The sequence below is a fragment of the Phenylobacterium sp. genome, assembly GCF_044371015.1.
Taxonomy (GTDB): Bacteria; Pseudomonadota; Alphaproteobacteria; order Caulobacterales; family Caulobacteraceae; genus Phenylobacterium.
The window spans coordinates 1-22,638 of the sequence record NZ_JBILUK010000028.1 but is presented as its reverse complement, the minus strand read 5'-3'; the positions used below and the strand labels follow the sequence as shown (position 1 = coordinate 22,638).

Sequence of the window (22,638 nt, the reverse complement as noted above, 5' to 3'; positions counted from 1 at the left end):
CGATCTATAGCCGCATGGAAACCCGAATTCCACTCAGCACAGTGTAGCTTAACAGGTATAGGATACTGCATTTGAGCCACAAGTGCGGAGAATTATATGAAACTAAGTTGGAACACGCCCCCTGTGCCGCGACAACGCGCCATGAACATTGAAGAGTCGTCAAACGACGTCTTTTGAAGATCGATCGCGCGCCCGGGTCACAGCGCCGAAATGTTTGGAAACATGGGTTTCGAGGCCAACCCATCCGTCGAACTCAGAATTCGCGCGTCAGGCGAGTGATCGAGTCACGAAAACGCGAGCCAGGCGCCGGCGCCTAAAAATGCGGCGCCGTTTCGGGATGGCGACGACGCGCGGTCGCCCCAGAACCAGCCGCTTTCAGGCGGAGCCGTCTGAAGGCGATGAAGCAGGCTCCACCTGCATTTTGACGTCGAACCAGATTCAACGAACAGACGATTCCGTCAGACCGGATCGTGCTCTAGAACGGGGTCTGGGGAATCCTGGAGAACTAGATGGATATCGCGGCGCTGTTGAGCGATCCCGCCGCGTGGGCGGCTTTCATCACCCTGGTGGTGATGGAGATCGTGCTGGGGATCGACAATCTCATCTTCATTTCGATCCTTTCGAACAAACTGCCGGAAGAGCATCGCAGCCGGACGCGTCGGATCGGCATCGCGCTGGCCCTGATCATGCGCCTGGCGCTGCTCTCGACCCTGGCCTTCATCGTCGGTCTGGTGCAGCCGGTGTTCAGCCTGCCCTTCACCTTCCCGGCCGGCGCGGACGGCAAGCCGATGATCGACCTGGTTTTCTCCTGGCGCGACATCATCCTGATCGCAGGCGGCCTGTTCCTGGTCTGGAAGGCGACGACCGAGATCCACGAAAAGGTCGACCCGGTCGAAACCGAGGGCGTGATGGACACCAAGACAGTGGTCGTGAACAACGTCGGCACGGCGATCTTCCAGATCATCCTGCTCGACCTGGTGTTCTCGATCGACTCGATCCTGACCGCCGTCGGCATGACCGATCACCTGCCGATCATGGTCGCCGCCGTGATCATCGCCGTGGCCGTGATGCTGCTGGCGGCGGATCCCCTCGCGGAATTCATCAACAACAACCCCACCGTGGTGATGCTGGCGCTCGGCTTCCTGCTGATGATCGGCGCGGTGCTGATCGCCGACGGCTTCGGGGTGCATGTTCCCAAGGGCTACATCTATGTGGCCATGGCCTTCTCGGCCGGGGTCGAGGCGCTCAACCTGCTCTCCCGGCGAAAGAGAACGGCCGGCGCCGACAAGCCGCCGCACTGAGCGCGCCGCCCCTAAAGGAAACTGTAGGGGTCAATATCGAGGGTCACCCGGATCGCGCCGGGTGGCCTGACCCGCGCGCGCCAGGCGGCCATGTAGGCCGACAGGTCCACGTCACGGCCGGCCTGGACCAGGAAGCGTTTGCGCCGCCGGCCGCGCACCAGGCCAAGCGGAGCCTCGGCCGGGCCATAGACGATCACGCCCTGCGCGTTGGGCGCGGCCTCGGCCATGGTCCGGGCGAAAGCCTCGAGTTGAGCGGCGTCGGGCCCGGATAGGATCGCCGCGGCGAGGCGTCCGAATGGCGGCAGACCGGCCGCCTCGCGCTCAGCCATCTCGGCGGCGACAAAAGCGTCGCGATCCTGGGCCTTGAGCGCCTGCATCACGGGGTGCTCCGGTGCGTAGGTCTGGATCAGTGCGCGGCCCGGCCGGTCATGCCGCCCCGCACGCCCGGTGGCCTGGGCCAGCAGCTGATAGGTGCGTTCGCCGGCCCGCAGATCACCTCCGCGCAGGCCCAGGTCCGCATCGACCACGCCGACCAGGGTCAGGTTCGGGAAGTTGTGTCCCTTGGCCGCCGCCTGGGTGGCCACCAGGATATCGATGTCGCCCTGGGCCATGGTCTGAACCATCCGTCGGGCCTCCCGCGCGTCGAAGACGGTGTCGGACGAGAAAACCGCGATCCGGGCGCCGGGGAACAGGCCGCGTGCTTCTTCTTCCAGCCGCTCCACGCCTGGCCCTATGGCGGTGAGGCTGTCCTTGGCGCCGCAATGCGGGCAGGCCGCCGGCTTGGGCATCGAAAAGCCGGTCAGGTGACATACGAGCCGCCCGGTATAGCGATGCTCGACAAGCCAACTGTCGGAGTCGGGCGCGCGGAGACGCTCGCCACAGGCCTTGCAGAGCACCAGCGGCGCATAGCCCCGGCGATTGAGGAACAACAGGCTTTGCTCCCCACGCGCCCAGGTCTCGGCCATGGCGGTCACCAAGGGCGGCGACAGCCAGCGCCCGGATTCGGGCGGCGTCTCGCGAAGGTCGATCAGGTCGATGTCGGGCATGCGGGCCGACCCGTGCCGCGCGGCGAGCCGGAGCCAGCGGTATCGCCCGGTCTCGGCATTGCGCAGGCTCTCGAGCGACGGCGTCGCGGAGGCCAGCACCACCGGAGCGCCTTCGATCCGCCCGCGCGCCACCGCCAGATCGCGCGCGTGGTAGATGAAGCCCTCCTCCTGTTTGAACGAGCCGTCGTGCTCTTCGTCGACCACGATCAGGCGCAGGTTGCGGAACGGCAGGAACAGCGCCGAGCGGGCCCCCACGACGATCTGGCAGTCGCCGCTCGCCACGCCCTCCCAGACCCGGCGCCGGGCCGGCGGCGCGACATCCGAGTGCCACTCGCCGGGCTCGGCGCCGAACCGCCCGGCCACCCGCGCGATCACCGCCTGGGTCAGTGCGATCTCCGGAAGCAGGATGAGCGCCTGGCCCTCGGGGTCGGCGGCCAGGGCGGCGGCCACGGCCTCAAGATAGACCTCTGTCTTCCCGGACCCGGTGACGCCGTCGAGCAAGGCGACCTGGAAGCTGGCGGCGCGGGCCATGCCGGCGAGGTCGACGGCGGCGGCGGCCTGGCTGGCGTTGAGTTCGGCGCCCGGCAAGGTGGGATCGGGCCGGCCAAAGCTTCGGCGATCGACCGCGAAGTCGACCGCCAGCACGCCTTCGTCCAGCAGCGACTTGACCACACCGGCCGACACCCCGGCGGCGCGGGACAGGTCGGCGCCGCTCAGGCCCGTGTCCGGCAGCACCTCCAGCACCCGGGCGCGGGCCGGTGTGGCGCGCGCGGGGGCGACACCGGTCGCGCGCAGGATCCGCACGGGTCGAGGCTTCGGCACGCGGGCGCCGCGCAGCGCGATGGCCAGCGGAGCGCCCGGCAGGTCGGCGGCGTAACGCCCGGCCCACTGTACGAAGGCCAGCGTGCCCGGCGGCAGCGGCGGTTCATCCAGGCATTCGGACACGGGTTTCAGCGGACGGTTGCCGCCGGCCGCCTCCCGCAAGGCCATGACGACGCCCCGTACGTCCCGGGGGCCCAGCGGAACACGAACCTGATCGCCCACCGACAGCGCCATGCCTTCGGGCTCGGCATAGTCGAACGCCTCCGGCAGCGGCATCGGGATCAGGATGGAGGCGATTCGGCTCATGGCGCGGGACAGGTTCCAGCCACATCGCTTCGCAGCTACAAGCGCGCCGAACAAGCCACGGACACACGCCCATGCACCTCTTTCTCGACACCACGGACACCGCCGTTCTCAAGGACCTTGCCGCCACCGGCCTGGTCGACGGTGTGACCACCAACCCGACCCTGATCGCCAAGTCCGGTCGGCCGATGCTGGAAGTGATCGCCGAGATCTGCGGGATCATCGATGGTCCTGTCAGCGCTGAGGTGGCGGCGACCGACGTGGCGGGCATGCTGGCCGAGGGCCGCAAGTTGGCGACCGTCGCGACCAATGTGGTGGTCAAGGTCCCGCTGACCCGGGAGGGCCTCACCGCCACGGCCGAATTCACAGCCGAAGGCATCCAGACCAACGTCACCCTGTGCTTTTCGGCGGTTCAGGCGCTGCTCGCCGCAAAGGCGGGGGCCACCTACATCAGTCCGTTCATCGGCCGGCTGGACGACCATGGCGCCGAGGGCATGGACCTGATCTCCGAGATTCGGGCGATCTATGACAACTACGGATTCGACACCGAGATCCTGGCCGCCTCAATCCGCACGCCGGCCCACGTCAAGGAAGCCGCCCTGGCCGGGGCCGACTGTGCGACCATTCCGCCCGATGTCTTCCTCGGTCTTTTCAAGCATCCGTTAACCGAACGGGGGCTCCAACAGTTCCTCGCGGACTGGGCCAAGACGGGGCAGTCCATCCTGTAGGCATGGGGCGGAAATGGACGGATCGCAGGGGGAATTCGCGTTCGAAGGCGCCCCGCTGGATCCGGCCGCTGTGCGGCGGTTCCTCGCCGACAACCCAGACTTCCTGCGCGGTGATGACGGCCTGCTGGGCGAACTCGGTCTGACCCTGGCCTCCGCCGGCAACGTGGTGGAGCTGGCGCCGCTGGCGCGTGTGCACGCCGCGCATCGCCGCGAGGCCGAACAGCGCCTCATGCTGGAGGAGACCGCGCGGGCGAATTTCTCCGCCCAGGCCCAGACCCACGGCGCGGTCATCGACCTGCTGGACGCCCGCGACAACGCCGACCTCGCCCGGCGGGTGGATGAGCTGGCGCGCGCGCGCTTCGGTCTCGCCGCGGGAGTGATCGCCCTGGAAGTCGAGGCCAGCCCGCCCACCGGCTGGTTCAGCCTCGTGGAGGGTCAGGTCGACTTGCTGCTCGAGGGTTCGCGCCGCATGACCCGCATGGGTTTCGCACCCACCGCGCGCCCCTTGTTCGGGGCGCGGGGTGAAACCGTGCAGTCCATGGCCATGGTGCGCATCGCGGTCTTCGAGCCCGCCTGCACCGGCCTTCTGGCGTTCGGCTCGGACGATCCGGAAGGGTTCACGCCCGACATGGGCGCGGAACTGTTGGCGTTCCTGGCCCGCGTGGTCGAGCGGACGGCCGAGCGATGGCCGACCGAGTGACGGCCGCCGAGGGCCGCGCGCTCTGGCTCCAGCACCTGGCGACCGAACGGCGCGCCTCGCCGCGCACCCTGGAGGCCTACGGATTCGCCGCGGCGCGTTATCTGACGTTTCTGGAACGCCATCGAGGCGAGGCGCTCAGCCTCCACGATATGGGCGGCATCACCGCCGCGGAGCTTCGCGCCTGGCTTGCGGCGCTTCGGGGCGGGGATCGGCCTCTCTCGCCACGCTCGCTCAGCCAGGCGTTGTCGGCGGTGCGGACCTTTCATCGCTGGCTGGATCGCCGCCATGGCATCGCCAACCCCGCGCTGACCATCGTCCGCGGGCCCCGCGTGCGCCCCGGCGCGCCCCGGCCGGTGAGCGAGGACCAGGCCGCGGGCCTGATCGCCGAGCCCGGGCTCGACCCGGACCGTGAGGCCTGGGAGGCTGCACGCGACCAGGCCGTGCTCACCCTGCTCTATGGGTGCGGGCTGCGCATCTCCGAAGCCCTGTCCTTGCGCCGCGCCGACGCGCCGCTCGCCGAGACGCTGCGCATCACCGGAAAGGGCGGAAAGACCCGGATCGTGCCGGTTCTGGCCCAGGTGCGCGAGGCGGTGGACGCTTATCTGGCCCATGCGCCGTTCGGCCTGGCGCCAGAGGAGCCGCTGTTCCGCGCGCGGCGCGGCGGTCCGCTCAGCCCGCGTCATGTGCAGGCCACCGTCCAGGCCCTGCGCGGCCGCCTCGGCCTGCCTGCAAGCGCAACGCCGCATGCGCTGCGGCATTCGTTCGCCACGCACCTCCTGGGCGCCGGCGCGGATCTCCGCAGCATTCAGGAGCTCCTGGGCCACGCCTCGCTCTCCACCACCCAGCGCTACACCGGGGTGGACGCCCAGGCCTTGCTCGGGGCCTATTCGCGGGCGCACCCTCACGCCTGACGTTTCCAGAGAGCTCTTGAGATGACCACCTGTCGGATCGGCGTGATCGGCCTGGGCCAACGCATCGCCCATGTGCTGGCGGCGATGCAGGAGGTGGGCTGGGACCTTCGGGTCGACGCGCATGTCGATGCAGCGCCGGTCGGCGCACCGATCCTCGCGGCGGCCGGGATCGCCTTGGGCCGACCCTGCGAGACGCCTGAGGCCCTGCTGCGGGAGGGCCCCTTCGACCTCCTGATGCTGGGCGGGCCCAATCACCTGCATCGCGAACACCTGGCGGCGGTGTTCCATGCCGGGGTCCCGATATTCGCCGAGAAGCCGATCGTCCGCACGGAAGCCGAAACGCTGGACCTCGCGCGCGCTCTCGCGGGCCCCGGCGCCCCGGACCTCTATATCGGCCTGGTCATGCGCTCCCTGCCGATCGTCCGCGAGGTGATCGCCCGGGTGGATTCCGGAGATCTCGGCGAGATCGTCTCCATCGACGCCACCGAACACCTCCCGCCCGAGCACGGCGGCTATCTGGCGCGGAACTGGCGCCGGCGTCGCGAGTGGGGCGGCTCCTACCTGCTCGACAAGGTGTGCCACGACTTCGATATCTTCGGTCGGCTGATCGGCGCGCGCCCGGCCCGGGTGGCGAGCTTCGGCGGCCGCCGCATCTTTACGCCGGAGCGCGCCGGGCGGCCCCGGACCTATGAAGACGGCTCGATCGCCTATGATCTGCGCGACGCCGGCTGGCAGGGCGCGCCGGACGCCTTCACCTCCGACATGGACGTGACCGATCACCAGGTCGCCCTGGTGGAGTACGCCAACGCCGCGCGCCTCTCGTTCCACGCCAACAGCCACACAGCGCTGGCGGAGCGGCGCTGGTATGTCGCCGGAACCGAGGGGACGCTGATCGCCGACCTGGTGCGCAATCGCCTGATGTTCCGACGGGCCCTCCACCGGGGTAAGCCCGAGCGCATGGATTTCGGCGACCGCACGGCGGATGCGCATAACGGCGCCGACCAGGCGATGGCGCGGGATCTGGCCGAGGCCTTGGCCGGGCGCGCGGTCTTCCCGGTTACGCCGTGGGATTCCCTGGAGGCCGGGCTGACGGTGATGGCCGTCGACCGGGCCATGGAAGATCGCGTGATGCTGGACTGCGCGCCGATGTGGGCGGCCTACGACGCCGCGAGATCCGGAGCCGCCAGCACCCAGTCCGCCAGCAGGTCCTGAAGCGCCGGTGTGCGCGGATAGGGCTCGTGTCGGTACTGGCGGAAGCCTTCGGCGGCGGTCACCCCGAAATCCCGACCAACGCGCTCGGTCCAGCGGGTCATGTCGGCCAGGTGATCGACGATTCCATGATGCCTGGCGGTCCAGGCGGCCTGGCTCTCATGACAGCCGAGCATGGCGCGCTTGATTTCAAGCGTGTCGCCCACATCAACGCCGAAGTCGCGGCCATGGCGGGCGCCGGTTCGGTCGCGCCCGCCGACCGAGTCGGTGATGTAGAGATGGGGGATCCCTCCCAGGGGCGGCGCCGGACCGGTGCGATAGTTGGCCACCGGCGCCGCGAAACAGGCGTCGCGGACCAGTGTTCCCGTCGCTTCGTGGTCCGGATGATAGTCGACGGTTGGCGCCGTGATCACGATGTCGGGCGCGCAGGCGCGGATGAACTCGGTCACCGCCCGGCGTGTCGGGTCGTCATTGAAGACGCCCAGATCGGGAAGCCCAAGACAGTGGTAGGCCGCACCGATCAGCAGAGCCGCCTGAGCCGCCTCGGCCCGCCGGACGCCGCCCGTCGTTTCCGGATCATGTTCAGCCGAGCCGCCCTCACCCGCCGTGGCTGTAGCGAGGATGACGTCATGGCCCAGCTGCGCCAGGCGGGCGAGCGTGCCGGCGCAAAGCCATTCGATGTCGTCCGGATGGGCGTGCAGGGCGAGGATGCGAGCCATCAGCCCCCGCCCTTTTCGGCGAGGATCACCGCCAGTCGGGCGGCGGCGACGCCCCCGACCTCACGGATCGCCGCGAGCGCCGCCTCCAGATCGGCCGGCGTGGCCGCCGCGATATCCGCGATCAGGTCGCATGGTCCACTGACCGCCCGCAGGCGTCGGACCGCCGAAAGACGGGCCAGGGCCGCGGTCGCCTCGGCGGCGCGGGGTCCGGCGAGATCAATCAGCGCCAGGGCGTCGAAGTCCGAGCTCTTCAGCCGGACGTCGTAGCCGGTAATCACGCCGGTGCGCTCCAGGCGCGCCAGCCGGCTCTGGATCGTGGTGCGCGACAGGCCGAGCGCCCGGGCCAGTTCCGAGATCGGCGCCCGCGCATTCGCCCGCAGGCGTTCGATCAGGTGTTCGTCGAGGTCATCCATGCTCGGATGTGATCAAGACCGCCGCCCGCTCACGGCGTCAACGGCTGACCCTTCTATCGCCATGTCGATGGCGCGTTGACCCGCCCCGCGCCTTTCAGTATGTACGCGCCTCCATTTTCGACCCGCCACTCCGGCGGCGGGGTCGATCCGTTTTTCGAGAGCTTCGATCCATGGCCAACAACCCCGGCGCCAAGAAGGCCGTCCGCAAGATCGCGCGACGCACCGCCGTCAACACCGCCCGCCGCTCGCGCGTGCGCACCTATCTGCGCAAGTTCGAAGAGGCCGTGGAGGCCGGCGACGCCCAGGTGGCCCGCGCCGCTTTTGTCGAGGCCCAGTCCGAACTTATGCGCGCCGTGAGCAAGGGCGTGGTCCACAAGAACACCGGATCGCGCAAGGTTTCCCGCCTCGCCGCCCGCCTGAAGAAGATGCCGGCCGCCTGACACGGCTGAAGCTCGTTTAGAGACCCGAAAACAGCGCCCGAAAGGGCGCTGTTTTTTTGTGCGCTCAATCACGTTTTTCCGACATCGGCAGGGTCCGTCCGGGGCCATTCCCTTGACCAAAAAGGGTCCGTCGGGAGTCAACATAAATATGTCAAACGACGAAAAAGAATCACCGTTGACCCCCCCATGGCCCCCACTAGTGTTGGGCTTCCTACAGGTCCTTTTGCCTGATCCTGGTCTCGGTCGGGGCGACGACGGTGCATACGTGTCCGGCGGCTAAGGGTTTGTTTGTGATCAACAAAGACGCGCCGGGTTGGGGGACCTGAGGGTGCGGTGGTGGTTCGATGGGGTTGCAGGGAATGACAAACGGGGGGGTTGCGGGCGCTGTGGCGGCCGCACCGGCGAATACGGTCTGGACGGCGACGTGTCAGGTGCTGAAGCGCGAGCTTGGCGATGCGACCTTCGGATCCTGGCTCGGCCAGGCGAGCGTGCGGGAAACCGCCGCGGATGAGGTGTGCGTCGTTGCGGCCACGGGGGTTGCGCGCGACTGGATTCGAAAGAACGCCTGGCGTCGGATCGGCGAGGTCTGGGCGCAGAACGACCCGGTCGGTCGCCGCCTGGACTTGAAAAGCCGCCTTGAGGCCGATGTGGACCCGGTGCGGCCCGCGCCCGCCGTGATCGAGGTGGAAGCCGCGCCTGCTGCGGCGGCGGCTCCGACCGCGGCTCGGCCCCAGGGGCTTCAGGATCGCTATCGTTTTGACACCTTCGTTTCGGGCCCGGCCAACGAGTTCGCCTTCGCGGTGGCCCGGCGCGTGGCGTCCTGGGCGGACGGCCACTTCAATCCGGTGCTGATTCATGGGCCCTACGGGTTCGGCAAGACCCACCTGCTGAACGCTCTGGCCTGGGAGGCCATGAAGACGGCGCCGGAGCGGCGGGTTGTCTATCTCTCGGCCGAGAGGTTCACGAGCGCCTTCATGAAGGCGCTGCAGGATCGGCAGACCGGCGCCTTCAAGGACGAGGTGCGCGGCGCCGACCTCCTGCTGATCGACGACGTTCAGTTCGTGGCTGGCAAGCTGCAGACCCAGGAAGAGCTGTTCCACACCCTGACCGCCCTGGTGCAGGACGGCCGCCGCGTGGTTCTGACCGCCGATCGCCCGCCGACCGAGCTTTCCGAGCTCGAGCCCCGGCTGCGGTCACACCTCCAAGCCGGCCTGGTCTGCGGCGTCGAGCCGGCCGACCGGGCGCTGCGACTGGGGATCCTGGAGCGCAAGCTTCTGACCCTCGCGGAACAGGGCGGTTTTGCGCCGACGGCGCGGCCCGAGGTCCTGCAGTTTCTGGCCGACCGCTTCACCGACAGCATCCGGGAACTGGAAGGCGCGCTCAACACACTGGTCGCCTGCGCCGGCGGAAATCTGGCGCGCCTGACCCTGGACGAGGCGCAGGGCATCCTGCGCCCGCACCTTTCGGTCGCCGAGCGCAAGGTGACGGTCGACATGATCCAGAAGGCCGTGTCCGAGCACTTCGCCCTCAAGCAGGCCGATCTGATCTCCGAGCGGCGTGCTCGCGCGGTGGCCCGGCCGCGGCAGGTGGCCATGTGGCTCGCCAAGCAGATCACCACCCGCTCCTTGCCGGACATCGGCCGACGGTTCGGTGGGCGCGACCACACGACGGTGCTGCATGCGGTGCGGCGGATCGAGGCTCTGCGGGTCGAGGATGCGGCGATGCAGCGCGATATCGACGTGTTGTTGCGCAAGCTTCGCGGCTGATCACCTCGGCGGCGCGACGAAGCCGCCGATCAGTTCATCGATCGCCTGAGCCAATGACAGGGTGCGCCCGTCGCCGCCGCGCGGACCGATCAGCTGAGCGCCCACTGGCAGGCCCCCTGGAGTCCGTCCCGCCGGAATTGCGGTTGCGGGAAGGTGCAGGGCCGTTGCGGTCGCAATCCAGGCCAGAATGGAATTGTAGGGGAGCGCGCGCCCGTCGGACGTCTTGAGGCGACGACGTACGAAGGCTCTGGCGTCATGCGGAAAGGCCGGGACCGGGGTGATCGGCGCGAGGATCGCTGTGTAGCGGTCAAAGAGCGGAGCGATGTTGTGACGCAGGCGCGCGCGCACGGCATCGGCGGCCAGCCACTCCCGATGACGCGCCGTATAGGCCAGGCTCGAGTGCGCCCAAGACAATGGCCCCGCCCCGCGCGCCAGCGACCAGCGCGCCAGAGGACGGGCCCGCTCCATGGCGCGGAGGGCCTTGTCCGGCATGTCCTCGGACAGCACGGCGCCCAGCAGGGTCAGGTAGGTCGGCAACAGCGTCTGGGTGTCCACCGGGCTGGCCACCAGCTCGACCGTCGCGCCGGCGGCCTCCAGGGCTTTGGCCAGGGTCTCCAGGACGGTCCTCACCTCAGGATCGATGACCGGCAGGTTGGGGTCCTCCAGCCACAGACCGATGCGGGCCTCGGAGAGGTCGGCCGGAGGCGCCTTGGGCGCCAGCGGGCCCGCCTCCAGAATGGAAAGCAGCATCCGGAGGTCGCGCGCGGAGCGGGCCATCGGCCCCACCACGTTCAGGTCACGCTCGGCGTAGGAGCCGGGATGCGGCGGGACATGGCCACGCTGGGTCACCATCCCCCAACTGGGCTTGTGGCTGAACACGCCGCAGAAGCCCGCGGGTACGCGCAGCGACCCGCCGATGTCCGAACCGATCTCCAGGGCCGTCACGCCCGCCGCCAGCGCGGCCGCCGCGCCGCCCGACGATCCGCCGGGGGTCCGGGTCTGATCCCAGGGATTGTTTGTCACGCCATAGAGCTGGTTGGCGCTCTGCCAGTCGGCCGCCATCACCGGCACATTTGTCTTGCCCCAGATCACCGCGCCGGCATGCCGGGCGTGCGCCACCGCCACGGCGTCCTCGGCCTGGCGCCGGCGGAGATGGGCCAGGCCCGATGACGCCGGCATCCCCACCACATCGAACGTGTCCTTGACCGTCATCGGCAGGCCGCCGAGGGGCCCCGTTGGGTCGCTCCGCATGCGAGCGTCGTCCATCGCCCGGGCGCGTTCCAGGGCGCGTTCGGGTTCGGCCGTGACCACCGCGTTCAGCCGGGCATGGGTCTCGGCGTGGCGGGCCAAGGCCATCTTGAGGAGCTCGACCGAGGACACTTTTTTCGAAGCCAGGGCCGCGAGCTGAGCCGTGGCGTCGAGGTCCAGCAGATCGCTCACTTGGCCGCGTCCCCCTTCAGGCCGAGCACGTCCTGCATGTCGTAAGACCCTGGCGGTTGACTCACCACCCAGCGGGCGGCGGCGAGCGCGCCGCGCGCGAAGAGGCCTCGGTCGCGGGCCGAATGCGAGAGGGTCAGGATCTCCTCCTCGCCCGCGAACACCACGCTGTGCTCACCCACGATCCCGCCGCCGCGCAGGACGGAAAAGCCGATCTCGCCGGACCGACGGGCGCCTGTGATGCCGGACCGGCCATGAGTCGAGACCGAATCCAGGTCGACTCCGCGTCCTGCGGCGGCGGCCTCGCCCAGCATCCGCGCGGTGCCGGACGGCGCATCAATCTTGCGGCGGTGGTGAGCCTCGAAGACCTCGATGTCCCAGTCGGCGGCCGGCAGGGCGCGAGCCGCCTGGGCCACCAGACCCATGAGCATGTTGACGCCCAGCGAGAAATTGCCGGCGCGCACGATGGGAACGCGGCTTGCCGCCGCCTCGATTCGGCGCAGCTGATCCGGCGAGAAGCCGGTGGAGCCGATCACCAGCGCCACGCCGCGGGCGGCCGCCTGGGCAGCAAGCTCCGTTGAGGCTTCCGCCGTCGTGAAGTCGATCACCACGCGCGCCGCGGACAGGGCTTCGGCGGCGCCGACCAAACCTTCGCCCGCCAGGCCGGGGCGGTCGAAGCGCGCGGCCAGGGTCAGGTCGGGATCATCGGCGAGTACAGCCGAAAGCGCCTGGCCCATGCGGCCCAGCGCTCCGGCGACGGCGACGGGAATCGGGGCGGGCAGGGCGGTCTCTCCAGCACAAACAGCCGCCCTTAAGTCCCGCGCGCGACGCTCGCGGTCAATGGCGCGAGCGTCAGCCTCGCTTGTCGCGCTTGGCCGCCACCCGGAGGCGCAGGGCGTTGAGCTTGATGAAGCCCGCCGCGTCGCGGTGGTCGTAGGCGACCTTGCCCTCTTCGAATGTCACCAGTTCCTGATCGTAGAGCGAATAGGGGCTGGTGCGGCCGATGACGGTGACGTTGCCCTTGTAGAGCTTAACCCGAACCTGGCCGGTGACATTCTTCTGGGAGTGGTCGATCGCCGCCTGCAGCATTTCCCGTTCCGGCGCGAACCAGAACCCATTGTAGATGAGCGACGCATACTTGGGCATCAGCTCGTCCTTCAGGTGCATGGCGCCCCTGTCCAGCGTGATGGACTCCATTCCGCGGTGGGCGTGAAGCAGTATGGTGCCGCCGGGCGTTTCATAGACCCCCCGCGACTTCATGCCGACGTAGCGGTTCTCCACCAGATCCAGACGCCCGACGCCGTTGTCGTGGCCCAGTTGGTTCAGCTTGGTCAGCAGGGCGGCCGGCGACAGCTTCTGGCCGTCGACAGCCACGGGGTCGCCGTTCTCGAAGTCCAGAGTGAAGACGGTGGGCTTGTCGGGCGCGGCCTCGGGCGAGATCGTGCGCATGTGCACGAACTCCGGCGCTTCGACCGCCGGGTCTTCCAGAACCTTGCCCTCGGAGGAGGAGTGCAGGAGGTTGGCGTCGACGCTGAACGGCGCCTCGCCGCGCTTGTCCTTGGTGATCGGAATCTGGTGCCTCTCGGCGAATTCGAGCAGGGCCTCCCGGCTCTTGAAGTCCCACTCCCGCCAGGGCGCCACCACCTGGATGTCGGGCTCGAGCGCGTAGTAGGCCACCTCGAAACGCACCTGGTCATTGCCCTTGCCGGTGGCGCCGTGGGCCACGGCGTCCGCGCCGATCTTGCGGGCGATCTCGATTTGCTTCTTGGCGATCAGCGGCCGGGCGATGGAGGTGCCCAGCAGATACTGGCCCTCATAGACCGTGTTGGCCCGGAACATCGGGAAGACGTAGTCGCGTACGAATTCCTCGCGCACGTCCTCGACGAAGGCGTACTCGGGCCTCACGCCAAGGGTGATGGCCTTGTGGCGCGCCGGCTCAACTTCCTCGCCCTGGCCCAGGTCGGCGGTGAAGGTCGCAACCTCGGCGCCGAGCTCGGTCTGCAGCCACTTGACGATGGTGGAGCTGTCGAGACCGCCGGAATAGGCGAGCACGACCTTCTTGATGTCGGCCATGGGAGAAAGTGAGCCTTCGACTGAATTCGGAAACGTCGCGCCTTTAAGGGCCAATGCGCCTCGCGTTCAACCCCGCAAGATTCCGCGCGGGGCCAGGTGCGATCAGACGGTCACCTGGGCGCCCATCTCGACCACTCGACCCGGCGGGATCTTGTAGAAGTCGGTGGGGTTGGCGGCGTTGCGCATCAGATAGATGAACACCTTGTCCTGCCAGAGCGGCATGCCCGACTGGGCGGACGGCACAACCGATCGTCGGCCGAGGAAGAAGCTGGTGGCCATGATGTCGAACTTCAGACCCAGCTTACGACAGAGGCCCAGCGCCTTGGGCACATTGGGCGTCTCCATGAAGCCGTAGGCGATCGTGAGCTTCTTGAAGTCATCGTTGACCGGCTCGATCTTGACGCGGTCTTCATCGCGCACCCGGGGCGTCTCGGCGGTCGAGACCGTCAGGATGATGTTTTTCTCGTGCAGCACCTTGTTGTGCTTGAGGTTGTGCATCAGGGCGACGGGCGCGGTGTCTGGGTCCGAAGTCAGGAAAATGGCCGTACCCGGAGCCCGGTGCGGCGCTCGCGCCCGCAGAATCTCAGCCAGTTCGGTCAAGGGAACACTGTCGCGCCGGGTCTTGTCCGACAGGATCTGGGTGCCCCGGTGCCAAGTCCACATCATCACCACCAGCGCAGCGCCCATCACCAGAGGCAGCCAGGCGCCCTGAGGGATCTTGAGCAGGTTGGATGAGATGAACACGACGTCCAGGAAGCCGAACGCCGTGCAGGCTCCGGCCGCCTGCCACAACGGCCGCTTCCACATGTAGCGGATGATGTAGAAGAACAGCAGGGTATCGACGAACATCGCCCCGGTAACGGCGATGCCATAGGCCGCCGCCAGGTTTGACGAGGTCCGGAACATCACCAGCAGAACCAGCACGCCGATCAGCAGCAGGGTGTTGACGAAGGGCACATAGATCTGACCGGCCTGGGTCTCGGACGTCCGGCGGATGTCGATGCGCGGGAACAGGCCCAGTTGCACCGCCTGCTGGGTCATGGAGAAGGCGCCGGTGATCACCGCCTGGCTGGCGATGACGGTGGCGGCGATAGCGAGCAGCCAGACCGGCCAGTAGATGGCTTCCGGGACCATCAGGAAGAACGGGTTGGCCCGGGTTTCGGGTTGGGACAGCACCAGAGCGCCTTGGCCCAGATAGTTCAGCACCAGGGTCGGCAGCACCAGGGCGACCCAGGCCGCCCGGATCGGGCCCTTTCCGAAATGGCCCATATCGGCATAGAGCGCCTCGGCGCCGGTCACGGCCAGGAACACGCTGCCCAGGATCACGAAACCCAGGAAGCCGTTGTCGAGCAGGAAGAGGACCCCATAGGTCGGTGAAAGCGATCGCAGGATCGAGATGTCGTCACCGATGTGGAGCAGGCCCAGACCGCCGAGCGTCAGGAACCAAAGGGCGGTGATCGGACCGAACAGCCGCGCCATGCTGGCTGTGCCGCGCGACTGGATCAGGAAGAGCGCAATCAGGATGGCGGCGGTCGCCGGCAAGACGAACCCTTCCAGCCGGGAGCCGATCCCGGGTATCTCCTTCATGCCTTCCATGGAGCCGAGAACAGACACGGCGGGCGTGATGATGCCGTCGGCGTAGAACAGCGCCGCGCCGAACATCCCCAGGAAGAAGATCACCGCTGAACGTCCGCCTGGACGAACTCTTTGGGCGAGCGCCATCAAGGCGAGCCCGCCGCCCTCGCCCTTGTTGTCCGCCTTCATCAGGAAGACCACGTACTTGATCGTGACGATCAGGATCAGCGCCCAGGTCACCAGCGAAACGACGCCGAGCACCGCCATCTCATCGCTGCCACCCCCCTTGGAGTGGGCCAGCGCTTCACGCATCGCGTAGAGCGGGCTGGTGCCGATGTCGCCGAACACGACGCCGACAGAGCCGAGCGCCAGCGCCCAGAAACGATCCTTCTTGGGACCGTGCGACGGATCCTCGGACGCCTTGTCGGCGCCGACGGCCTGATCAGCCATCGTCTTTCTCCGGGGCGTCCCTGCGAGCGCCCCCAGGCGGCCCTATGCCGTCGCGGTCGGCGCCAATACACCCAAAGGCGGGCGGGCTCAATCGCATCCCCGCTCGACGGCGAATTCTAGTGGGCGTCGTCCCAATTGGCGGCGGCTCGCGCCTCGACGACCAGGGGCACGGAAATCGACCGGGCCGGCTCGGCGGCGCGCTCCATCACCCGGCGCGCGACGGCGATCACCGCCTCCGCCTCAGCCTCGGGCGCCTCGAAGACCAGTTCATCGTGCACCTGCAGCAACATCTTCGCGGTCAGCCCCGCGTCGGTCAGAGCCCGAGGCATTCGGATCATCGCCCGGCGCATCACATCGGCCGCGGCGCCCTGGATCGGCGCGTTGATCGCTGCGCGATCCGCGAAGCCGCGCTCAGCCTGACTCTTTCCGCGCGCCGCGGGGATGTGGACCTTGCGGCCGAAGATGGTGGTGACGAAGGCCTGGCTGCGCACCTGTTGCTGCATCCGGTCCATGTAGGTTCGGATACCTGGGAAGCGCTCGAAATAGGTCTTGATATAGGCCCCCGCCTCATCCCGCCCGATCCCCAGTTGGTTGGCGAGCCCGAAGGCCGAGATGCCGTAGACAATGCCGAAGTTGATCGCCTTGGCCCGGCGCCGCGTTTCGGCCGGCATGCCCTCGATGGGCACGCCGAACATCTCCGACGCGGTCATGGCGTGGATGTCGAGACCGGCGGCGAAGGCGGCCTTCAGCTGTGGAATATCGCCGATATGGGCCAGCAGGCGCAGCTCGATCTGAGAATAGTCGGCGCTGATCAGCACATGGCCGGGCTCGGCGATGAAACAGCGGCGAATCTTGCGCCCTTCTTCCGTGCGGATCGGAATGTTCTGCAGGTTGGGATCAGAGGAGGCCAGCCGCCCGGTGGTGGCCGCCGCCAGGCTGTAGGAAGTGTGCACCCGGCCGGTGCGCGGATCGATCGCCGCCACCAGGTTGTCGGTGTAGGTGCCCTTCAGCTTCGAGAGCTGGCGCCAATCGAGGAGCACCTGGGGCAGGGCGTGCCCCTGAGCGGCCAGATCCTCCAGCATCGAGGCGTCAGTCGAGAGCGCGCCGGTGGCGGTCATCCGGCCGGACGCGAGGCCCATCTCCTTGAAGAGGATGTCGCCGACCTGTTTGGGCGAGCCCAGGTTGAACGGGTGGCCCGCCAGCCGGTGGGCCTCCGCCTCGTACGCCGCCATGCCGACTGCAAAGTCGTTGGACAGCTGCCTCAGCCGGTCGGGATCGACCTTCACGCCGGCCAGTTCCATCCCCACCAGCACAGCGGGCATCGGCCGCTCGGTGGTCTCGTAGACTGTCATGAGCCGCTCATGCAGCAGCCGCGGCTTGAGTCGTCGCCAGAGTCGCAGCGTGACATCGGCGTCTTCGGCGGCGTAGGCGGTCGCCTCGAGCAGGGGCACATGCTTGAAACTCTTCTGCGCCTTGCCGGCGCCGGCCACCGCCTTGAAGGGGATCGGCGTATGATCCAGCAGCCGCTGCGAGAGCTCATCCATGCCGTGGCTCTTGTAGAGCCCGCCATCCAGCGTGAACGAGATCAGCATGGTGTCATCGACGGGTGCGACCGCGATTCCATAACGGGAGAGCACCGCCAGATCGTACTTGGCGTTCTGCGCCACTTTGAGCACCGCCGGATCCTCCAGCAGAGGCTTCAGCCGCGCCATGGCGGCGTCCAGCGGGATCTGGGCGAGATCGGCCGGGGCGTCGAGCTGCAGGCCGTCGGCCTCCTCGTGGCCCACCGGAATGTAGCAGGCCTCACCCGGGGCCACGGCCAGCGACACGCCGCAGAGATTGGCCGCGCTGGCCGATAGCGCATCGGTCTCGGTGTCGAAGGCGATAACCCCGGCGGCTGTCGCCCGGGCGATCCAGGCGTCGAGCGCGTCAAGGTCGCGCACGCAGACATAGGCCGAGGTGTCGATCGGCGGTTCGTCGTTCGGCGCATCCGCCTGCGCGGTGCGGGCCTTCGGCGCCGGCGTATCGCTCCCCGGCGCAGGACCGCCGCCGACCCGCCTTGCCAGGGTCTGGAAGCCCATCTCGTTCAGGAACGCCTGAAGGCGTTCCGGGTCCGGCGCGCGGACGGCCAGATCGTCCAAGGGCTCCGGCAGCGGCGTGTTGAGGTCCAGTTGCACCAGCTGGCGGGACAGCCGGATCTGGTCGGCGAAATCGATCAGGGTCTGGCGGCGCTTGTCCTGTTTGACCTCGTGGGCGCGGGCCAGCAGGGTGTCCAGATCGCCATACTCATTGATCAGCGCCGAGGCGGTCTTGACGCCGATGCCGGGCGCTCCCGGCACATTATCCACCGAATCGCCGCAAAGAGCCTGCACATCGACGACTTTGTCCGGCGAAACGCCGAACTTTTCCAAGACCTGTTCCGCGCCGATCTTCAGGTTCTTCATGGTGTCGAGCATGAAGACCCGGTCGCCGATGAGCTGCATCAGGTCCTTGTCGGACGAGACGATCATCACCTCGCCGCCCATCGCGCGCACCTGGGTCGCGTAGGACGCGATGATGTCGTCGGCCTCGTAGCCCGGCAGCTCCAGCGCGGGCACGCCGAACGCACGGGTCGCCTCCCGCACCAGCGGGAACTGCGGCACGAGGTCCTCCGGCGCCGGCGGCCTGTGAGCCTTGTACTGATCGTAGAGCGCGTTTCGGAAGGTCTTCTCCGAGTGGTCGAACACCACCGCCAGGTGGGTCGGCGCGTCGGCCTGGGCGCGCATGTCGACCAGCAGCTTCCACAGCATGTTGCAGAAGCCGGAAATGGCGCCGACCGGCAGCCCGTCGGACTTCCGGGTCAGCGGCGGCAACGCATGAAAGGCCCGGAAGATGAAACCGGAGCCGTCCACCAGATAAAGTCGGATCGCCGAACCCTGGGCAGGCGGGGGCGCCACGGGGGCGTCAGGAGTCTCGCTCATGGCGACACGATAGGCCGCGGCGCGCCGGAGGTCACCCGGGGAGGCGCCGGCATTGCCCAGGCGGCCAGCCGCGCCTAACTGTCCAGCCGTGAGCTCCGCCCTTTCCGCCCCGCGTGTCACCGTCTGGTACGACGGCGGCTGTCCGCTCTGCCGACGGGAGATCGCCTGGTTGCGGCGGTTGGACCGACGCGGCGCAGTGGCGTTCATGGAGGTCGGCGGCGCGGCGGACTGCCCGATCGACCGCGCCGAGCTGATGGCCCGGTTTCATGCACGTGAGACCGGCGGCCCGATGTTGTCAGGCGCAGCCGCGTTCGCGGCGATGTGGCGGGCGCTTCCGCTATTGCGGCCCTTCGGTCTTGCGGCACGCGCGCCGGCGGTGTTGTGGGTGCTTGAGCGTGGCTATCGGCTGTTCCTGCGCCTGCGACCCTGGCTTCAGCGCATCGCGGGCGGGCGGACTTGAGCGCGCGTCCTCGAATTCCACCGCTGGTGCTGGCCTATGGGCTGGCCGGACTGATCCCGTTCTGGGCGCCGGCGGCGGCCGGGCTGGTCTGGCCCGAGCTGCGGGGCGCCGCGGGCCTGCTGCTGGCGGTCTATGCGGCGCTGATCCTGTCGTTCCTGGGCGGGGCCCGCTTCGGGCGCGCAGTGCTGGGCGATCCGCCGTCGCCGGTAACGATCTCGCTTTCGATGCTGCCCAGCATAGCCGGCTTGGCCGTACTGGCCCTCCCGGCCACGGCCCGTCCGACGCAACTCGTGCTGCTGGCCGCCGCGCTCTTGCTGCACTGGCTCTGGGACAGGCGTGACGTTGGCGCGCCGCCCTGGATGGCCCGGCTGCGCGCCTTGCTGACGGCGGGCGCCATTGCAGGTCTGGCCGCCGGGGTCGCAATCCTTGGCGGCTGAACCCGGGCTCGGCGTGGTCGTGGGCGGCGGCGGCCTTGGTCTGGCGCTGGTGCGCGCCATGCGCGCCGATCCGGCCTATGGGCGTGTGATCCTGATCGCCCGGCGCGTGGTCGAGGCGCCGGGCGCGGAGGTGCTGATCGCCGATGTTCTGGACGAGGCCGCGCTTGATCGGGCCGCCGAAACGGTGGCCGCCGCCGGTCCTCCGACCCGGGTGATCGTCGCCAGTGGCGTGTTGCACGGCCGCGGCGTCCAGCCGGAGAAGGCGATGCGGGCGCTGTCGGCGGATGCGCTGACGGAGGTTCTGCGGGTCAATGCTGTAGGCCCCGCCCTCGTAGCGCGCCGGCTGCTGCCGCTCATGCCGCGTGACCGCGCCAGCGCCTTCGCCGCCCTCTCGGCCCGCGTCGGTTCGATCAGCGACAACCGCCTGGGCGGATGGCACGGCTATCGCGCGTCGAAAGCGGCGCTCAACATGCTGATCCGCACACTGGCCATCGAGCATCGGCGGACGCATCCGCTGGGCGTCTGCGTGGCGTTGCATCCCGGTACTGTCGACACACCCCTGAGCGCGCCGTTCCAGCGGGGCGTGGCGGCGGAGCGGCTGTTTTCGCCGGACAAGGCGGCGTCGGCCTTGATGGGCGTTCTCGACGCGCTGCCGCCCGAGGCGACAGGTGGATTCTACGCCTGGGACGGCGCCGAGATCCCCTGGTGAGCCCGGGCCGGAAAGCCGCTAAACCCGGGCGGTGACCGTCACCGCCCTGACCCGCATCGCGCTGCGCGACTTCCGTTCCTACGCCGGGGCCGAGGTGATCCTCGACGGTCGGCCGGTCTGGCTGGCGGGCCCCAACGGTGCGGGCAAGACCAATCTCCTGGAAGCCGTCAGTCTGCTCATCCCCGGCCGGGGCCTGCGGGGCTCGGCCCTCAACGAGATGGGCCGTCGGGCGCCGGGTGAGCCGCAGGGCCGGCCCTGGGCGATCTCGGTCAGTCTGCGGGGCGCGGAGGGGGAGACGCGTCTCGGCACCGGCGTCGAGCTGGCCGGCGGCGTCCGCCGTGTGGTTCGGGTCGAGGGCGAACCCGCGCCGCCGGGGCGGTTGTCCGAGCATGTCCGGCAGGTCTGGCTGACGCCGGCTCAGGACCGGCTGTTCCTGGAAGGCGCCGCCGATCGTCGGCGGTTTCTCGACCGGCTGGTCTACGCGGCCGAGCCCGCGCATGCGGCTCATGTGCAGGCCTATGAGAAGGCGATGCGCGAGCGGATGCGTCTACTGACCGACGGCCCGGCCGACCCGGTCTGGCTCGATGCGCTGGAGGCCAGGCTTGCCCAGGCGGGCGCCCTGATGGCCGCCGCTCGCGCACGGTCGGTGGCGGCGCTGGCGGCCGAGATCGGCCGGCGCGGCGACCGGCCGTTTCCGCAGGCCCGACTGTCTCTGACCGGCGCCTGGGAGCGCCTGGCCGCCGAGGGCGCGGGGCTCGACGACCTGGAAACCCGGCTGGCCCCGGCGTTGCGTGAGGCGCGAACCCAGGACGCCGCCGCCGGGCGGGCGCTGACCGGGCCGCATCGCGGCGACCTGGCCGTGACCCACGTGGAGAAGGACCGCCCGGCCGCGGAATGCTCGACCGGCGAGCAGAAAGCGCTGGTGCTGAATCTTGTTCTGGCCCAGGCGGCGCGGCTGGCTCGCGCCGATGCGCCGGCGCCGATCCTGCTGCTCGACGAAGTGGCGGCGCATCTCGATCCGCGCCGGCGCACGGCGCTGTTTGATGAGATCGAGGCCTTGGGTTTGCAGGCGTTTCTGACCGGCACGGACGCGATGCTGTTCGACGGGCTTGCGGGTCGCGCCCAGGGCTTCCACGTCGATCCGGAGGTCGGCCTGACAACCGCCTGAGTGGTCACCGACCCGGGAGAATCACCACGGCGTCGGAGAGCTCGTTGGGGTTGTCGCCGGCGCGGGGCGGAAAGTGCTCGGCCAATACGCCGCCGCAGAGGTCGATGGCGGCGATAAAACCCTCGGCCGCCGCGCCGCGCTTCAGACCCGAGGTCAGGGCGGCCATGGCATGGTTCCAGGTCTCCGGCGCCACCTTGGCGTCAATGCCTTCATCGGCGATCAGCTCAGCCATCCGCTCGGCCAGCGAGACATAAATCAGGACGCCGGTGCGATCCCGCGTGGCGTGCAGGTTCTTCGACAGAAACTGTTCCTCGGCATGGCGCACCACCCGGTCGCGCTTGAAGCCGCGAGGGGTCAGCGCCCGGCGTAAGGCCGGAATCGAGACCAGCAGGAAGGTGGCGACGAACAGGGCCGCCTGCAGCATCAGGGTCCCGATGAGCGCGGCCCGCACCAGGGTTTCGGTGACGTCGACCACCTGGGCGGAGCTCCAGATCTCCAGGCTGGGCGCGCTGACCTTCACGCCCGCCAACAGCAGGATGGCGGGCGCCAGCAGCGCCACGCCGGCCGCCCAGGCCAGGGGCGTCAGCCGGTCATCTCCGCTGTCTTCGGCGACGACGCAGTAGATCTCACCGGAGGTGCGGGTCTCGGCGGCGCGCACCGCGGCCTCGATGGCGGCCAGATCATCGGTGCTGAAGGGGTTTCGCGCCATTTTCACCACCGCCCTGATGCGCCGCCGCCGCCGCCCCAACCGCCGCCGCCGGAGAACCCCCCGCCGTCGGAGCCGCCGCTCCAGCCGCCGCCGCCTCCACCCCGACCGGAGAATGCCGAGAGGATCGTCAGCAGCCACCAGATCGAGCCGGACCCGCCCCGTCGTCGGCCGCCGCAGGCGCGCGTGACCCCGCCCAGCACCCAAAGCACCACGATGATCCCGAAGACGATGCCCGGCACATCGATGCCGGACGCATGACCGGCGCGGCGCGTTTCGGCCTGCGCCGCAGCGGCCTTGGCCGC

At 68.9% G+C, this 22,638-nt stretch carries 20 protein-coding genes and 1 pseudogene; 11 read left to right on the top strand and 10 right to left on the bottom strand.

Annotated features, from left to right (window positions below):
• Window positions 1-509 precede the first annotated feature (509 nt).
• Window positions 510-1,301: a TerC family protein gene (locus ACIQ3R_RS04340; protein ID WP_397415515.1), complete on the top strand. Its 792-nt coding sequence runs from the start codon at window positions 510-512 to the stop codon at window positions 1,299-1,301.
• 11 nt (window positions 1,302-1,312) lie between these two features.
• Here the strand turns inward: ACIQ3R_RS04340 and ACIQ3R_RS04335 are convergent, their stop codons facing one another.
• Window positions 1,313-3,475 carry a primosomal protein N' gene (locus tag ACIQ3R_RS04335; protein ID WP_397415513.1) on the bottom strand — a complete coding sequence of 721 codons (2,163 nt, stop codon included), beginning with the start codon at window positions 3,473-3,475 and terminating at the stop codon, window positions 1,313-1,315.
• Between the two features lie 71 nt (window positions 3,476-3,546).
• Between ACIQ3R_RS04335 and fsa the strand changes: the two genes are divergently transcribed.
• From fsa to ACIQ3R_RS04315, 4 genes are read left to right on the top strand one after another with little or no spacing between them, the layout of a single operon-like run.
• The gene (gene fsa / locus ACIQ3R_RS04330) at window positions 3,547-4,200 is read left to right on the top strand and encodes a fructose-6-phosphate aldolase (RefSeq protein WP_397415510.1); all 654 of its coding nucleotides are present in this window, start codon (window positions 3,547-3,549) and stop codon (window positions 4,198-4,200) included.
• Window positions 4,201-4,213: 13 nt separating this feature from the next.
• Window positions 4,214-4,900, top strand: a complete 687-nt coding sequence (locus ACIQ3R_RS04325) for a DUF484 family protein (RefSeq protein WP_397415508.1) — start codon at window positions 4,214-4,216, stop codon at window positions 4,898-4,900.
• Entirely contained in the window at window positions 4,885-5,811 is a 927-nt protein-coding gene (locus ACIQ3R_RS04320; protein ID WP_397415506.1) for a tyrosine recombinase XerC, read from the top strand. The genes ACIQ3R_RS04325 and ACIQ3R_RS04320 overlap by 16 nt, the downstream gene beginning before the upstream one ends.
• Before the next feature lie 21 nt (window positions 5,812-5,832).
• Window positions 5,833-7,023 (top strand): Gfo/Idh/MocA family protein, encoded by a 1,191-nt coding sequence (locus tag ACIQ3R_RS04315; protein ID WP_397415504.1) that lies wholly within the window; start codon window positions 5,833-5,835, stop codon window positions 7,021-7,023.
• On the opposite strand, the gene ACIQ3R_RS04310 is transcribed toward ACIQ3R_RS04315, so the two are convergent.
• On the bottom strand, window positions 6,969-7,739 hold the full coding sequence (locus tag ACIQ3R_RS04310; protein WP_397415502.1) for a PIG-L deacetylase family protein: 771 nt from the start codon (window positions 7,737-7,739) through the stop codon (window positions 6,969-6,971). The genes ACIQ3R_RS04315 and ACIQ3R_RS04310 overlap by 55 nt on opposite strands.
• Window positions 7,739-8,152 (bottom strand): Lrp/AsnC family transcriptional regulator, encoded by a 414-nt coding sequence (locus tag ACIQ3R_RS04305; protein ID WP_397415500.1) that lies wholly within the window; start codon window positions 8,150-8,152, stop codon window positions 7,739-7,741. Before ACIQ3R_RS04305 ends, ACIQ3R_RS04310 begins: the two co-directional genes overlap by 1 nt.
• A 170-nt stretch (window positions 8,153-8,322) precedes the next feature.
• Here ACIQ3R_RS04305 and rpsT point away from each other — a divergent pair, with 170 nt between their 5' ends.
• Both rpsT and dnaA read left to right on the top strand, forming a co-directional pair.
• Entirely contained in the window at window positions 8,323-8,592 is a 270-nt protein-coding gene (gene rpsT, locus ACIQ3R_RS04300) for a 30S ribosomal protein S20 (protein WP_397415497.1), read from the top strand.
• Window positions 8,593-8,951: 359 nt separating this feature from the next.
• Window positions 8,952-10,358, top strand: a complete 1,407-nt coding sequence (gene dnaA / locus ACIQ3R_RS04295) for a chromosomal replication initiator protein DnaA (RefSeq protein ID WP_397415495.1) — start codon at window positions 8,952-8,954, stop codon at window positions 10,356-10,358.
• Here the strand turns inward: dnaA and ACIQ3R_RS04290 are convergent, their stop codons facing one another.
• The 5 genes from ACIQ3R_RS04290 to polA all read right to left on the bottom strand — a co-directional run bounded on the left by ACIQ3R_RS04290 (window position 10,359) and on the right by polA (window position 18,853).
• Window positions 10,359-11,798, bottom strand: a complete 1,440-nt coding sequence (locus ACIQ3R_RS04290) for an amidase family protein (protein ID WP_397415492.1) — start codon at window positions 11,796-11,798, stop codon at window positions 10,359-10,361. It abuts the gene before it with no gap.
• Entirely contained in the window at window positions 11,795-12,565 is a 771-nt protein-coding gene (gene dapB, locus ACIQ3R_RS04285; protein ID WP_397415517.1) for a 4-hydroxy-tetrahydrodipicolinate reductase, read from the bottom strand. The genes ACIQ3R_RS04290 and dapB overlap by 4 nt, the downstream gene beginning before the upstream one ends.
• An 82-nt stretch (window positions 12,566-12,647) precedes the next feature.
• A complete protein-coding gene (locus ACIQ3R_RS04280) occupies window positions 12,648-13,868 on the bottom strand; it encodes an argininosuccinate synthase (protein WP_397415490.1) in 1,221 nt (406 codons plus the stop codon).
• A 102-nt stretch (window positions 13,869-13,970) separates the two neighbouring features.
• A complete protein-coding gene (locus ACIQ3R_RS04275) occupies window positions 13,971-15,893 on the bottom strand; it encodes a potassium transporter Kup (RefSeq protein WP_397415487.1) in 1,923 nt (640 codons plus the stop codon).
• 116 nt (window positions 15,894-16,009) lie between these two features.
• On the bottom strand, window positions 16,010-18,853 hold the full coding sequence (polA, locus tag ACIQ3R_RS04270) for a DNA polymerase I (protein ID WP_397415485.1): 2,844 nt from the start codon (window positions 18,851-18,853) through the stop codon (window positions 16,010-16,012).
• A gap of 88 nt (window positions 18,854-18,941) precedes the next feature.
• Here polA and ACIQ3R_RS04265 point away from each other — a divergent pair, with 88 nt between their 5' ends.
• The 4 genes from ACIQ3R_RS04265 to recF are packed head-to-tail and all read left to right on the top strand — an operon-like array spanning window position 18,942 to window position 21,627.
• Window positions 18,942-19,313 carry a thiol-disulfide oxidoreductase DCC family protein gene (locus ACIQ3R_RS04265; RefSeq protein ID WP_397415483.1) on the top strand — a complete coding sequence of 124 codons (372 nt, stop codon included), beginning with the start codon at window positions 18,942-18,944 and terminating at the stop codon, window positions 19,311-19,313.
• On the top strand, window positions 19,310-19,750 hold the full coding sequence (locus ACIQ3R_RS04260; RefSeq protein ID WP_397415481.1) for a DUF3429 domain-containing protein: 441 nt from the start codon (window positions 19,310-19,312) through the stop codon (window positions 19,748-19,750). Before ACIQ3R_RS04265 ends, ACIQ3R_RS04260 begins: the two co-directional genes overlap by 4 nt.
• The gene (locus tag ACIQ3R_RS04255; RefSeq protein WP_397415479.1) at window positions 19,740-20,459 is read left to right on the top strand and encodes an SDR family NAD(P)-dependent oxidoreductase; all 720 of its coding nucleotides are present in this window, start codon (window positions 19,740-19,742) and stop codon (window positions 20,457-20,459) included. Before ACIQ3R_RS04260 ends, ACIQ3R_RS04255 begins: the two co-directional genes overlap by 11 nt.
• A gap of 31 nt (window positions 20,460-20,490) precedes the next feature.
• Window positions 20,491-21,627, top strand: a complete 1,137-nt coding sequence (recF, locus tag ACIQ3R_RS04250; RefSeq protein WP_397415477.1) for a DNA replication/repair protein RecF — start codon at window positions 20,491-20,493, stop codon at window positions 21,625-21,627.
• Window positions 21,628-21,631: 4 nt separating this feature from the next.
• On the opposite strand, the gene ACIQ3R_RS04245 is transcribed toward recF, so the two are convergent.
• Window positions 21,632-22,336: a TPM domain-containing protein gene (locus tag ACIQ3R_RS04245; protein ID WP_397415474.1), complete on the bottom strand. Its 705-nt coding sequence runs from the start codon at window positions 22,334-22,336 to the stop codon at window positions 21,632-21,634.
• A gap of 2 nt (window positions 22,337-22,338) precedes the next feature.
• Window positions 22,339-22,638, bottom strand: a pseudogene (locus ACIQ3R_RS04240) (methanol dehydrogenase); the annotation flags it as partial.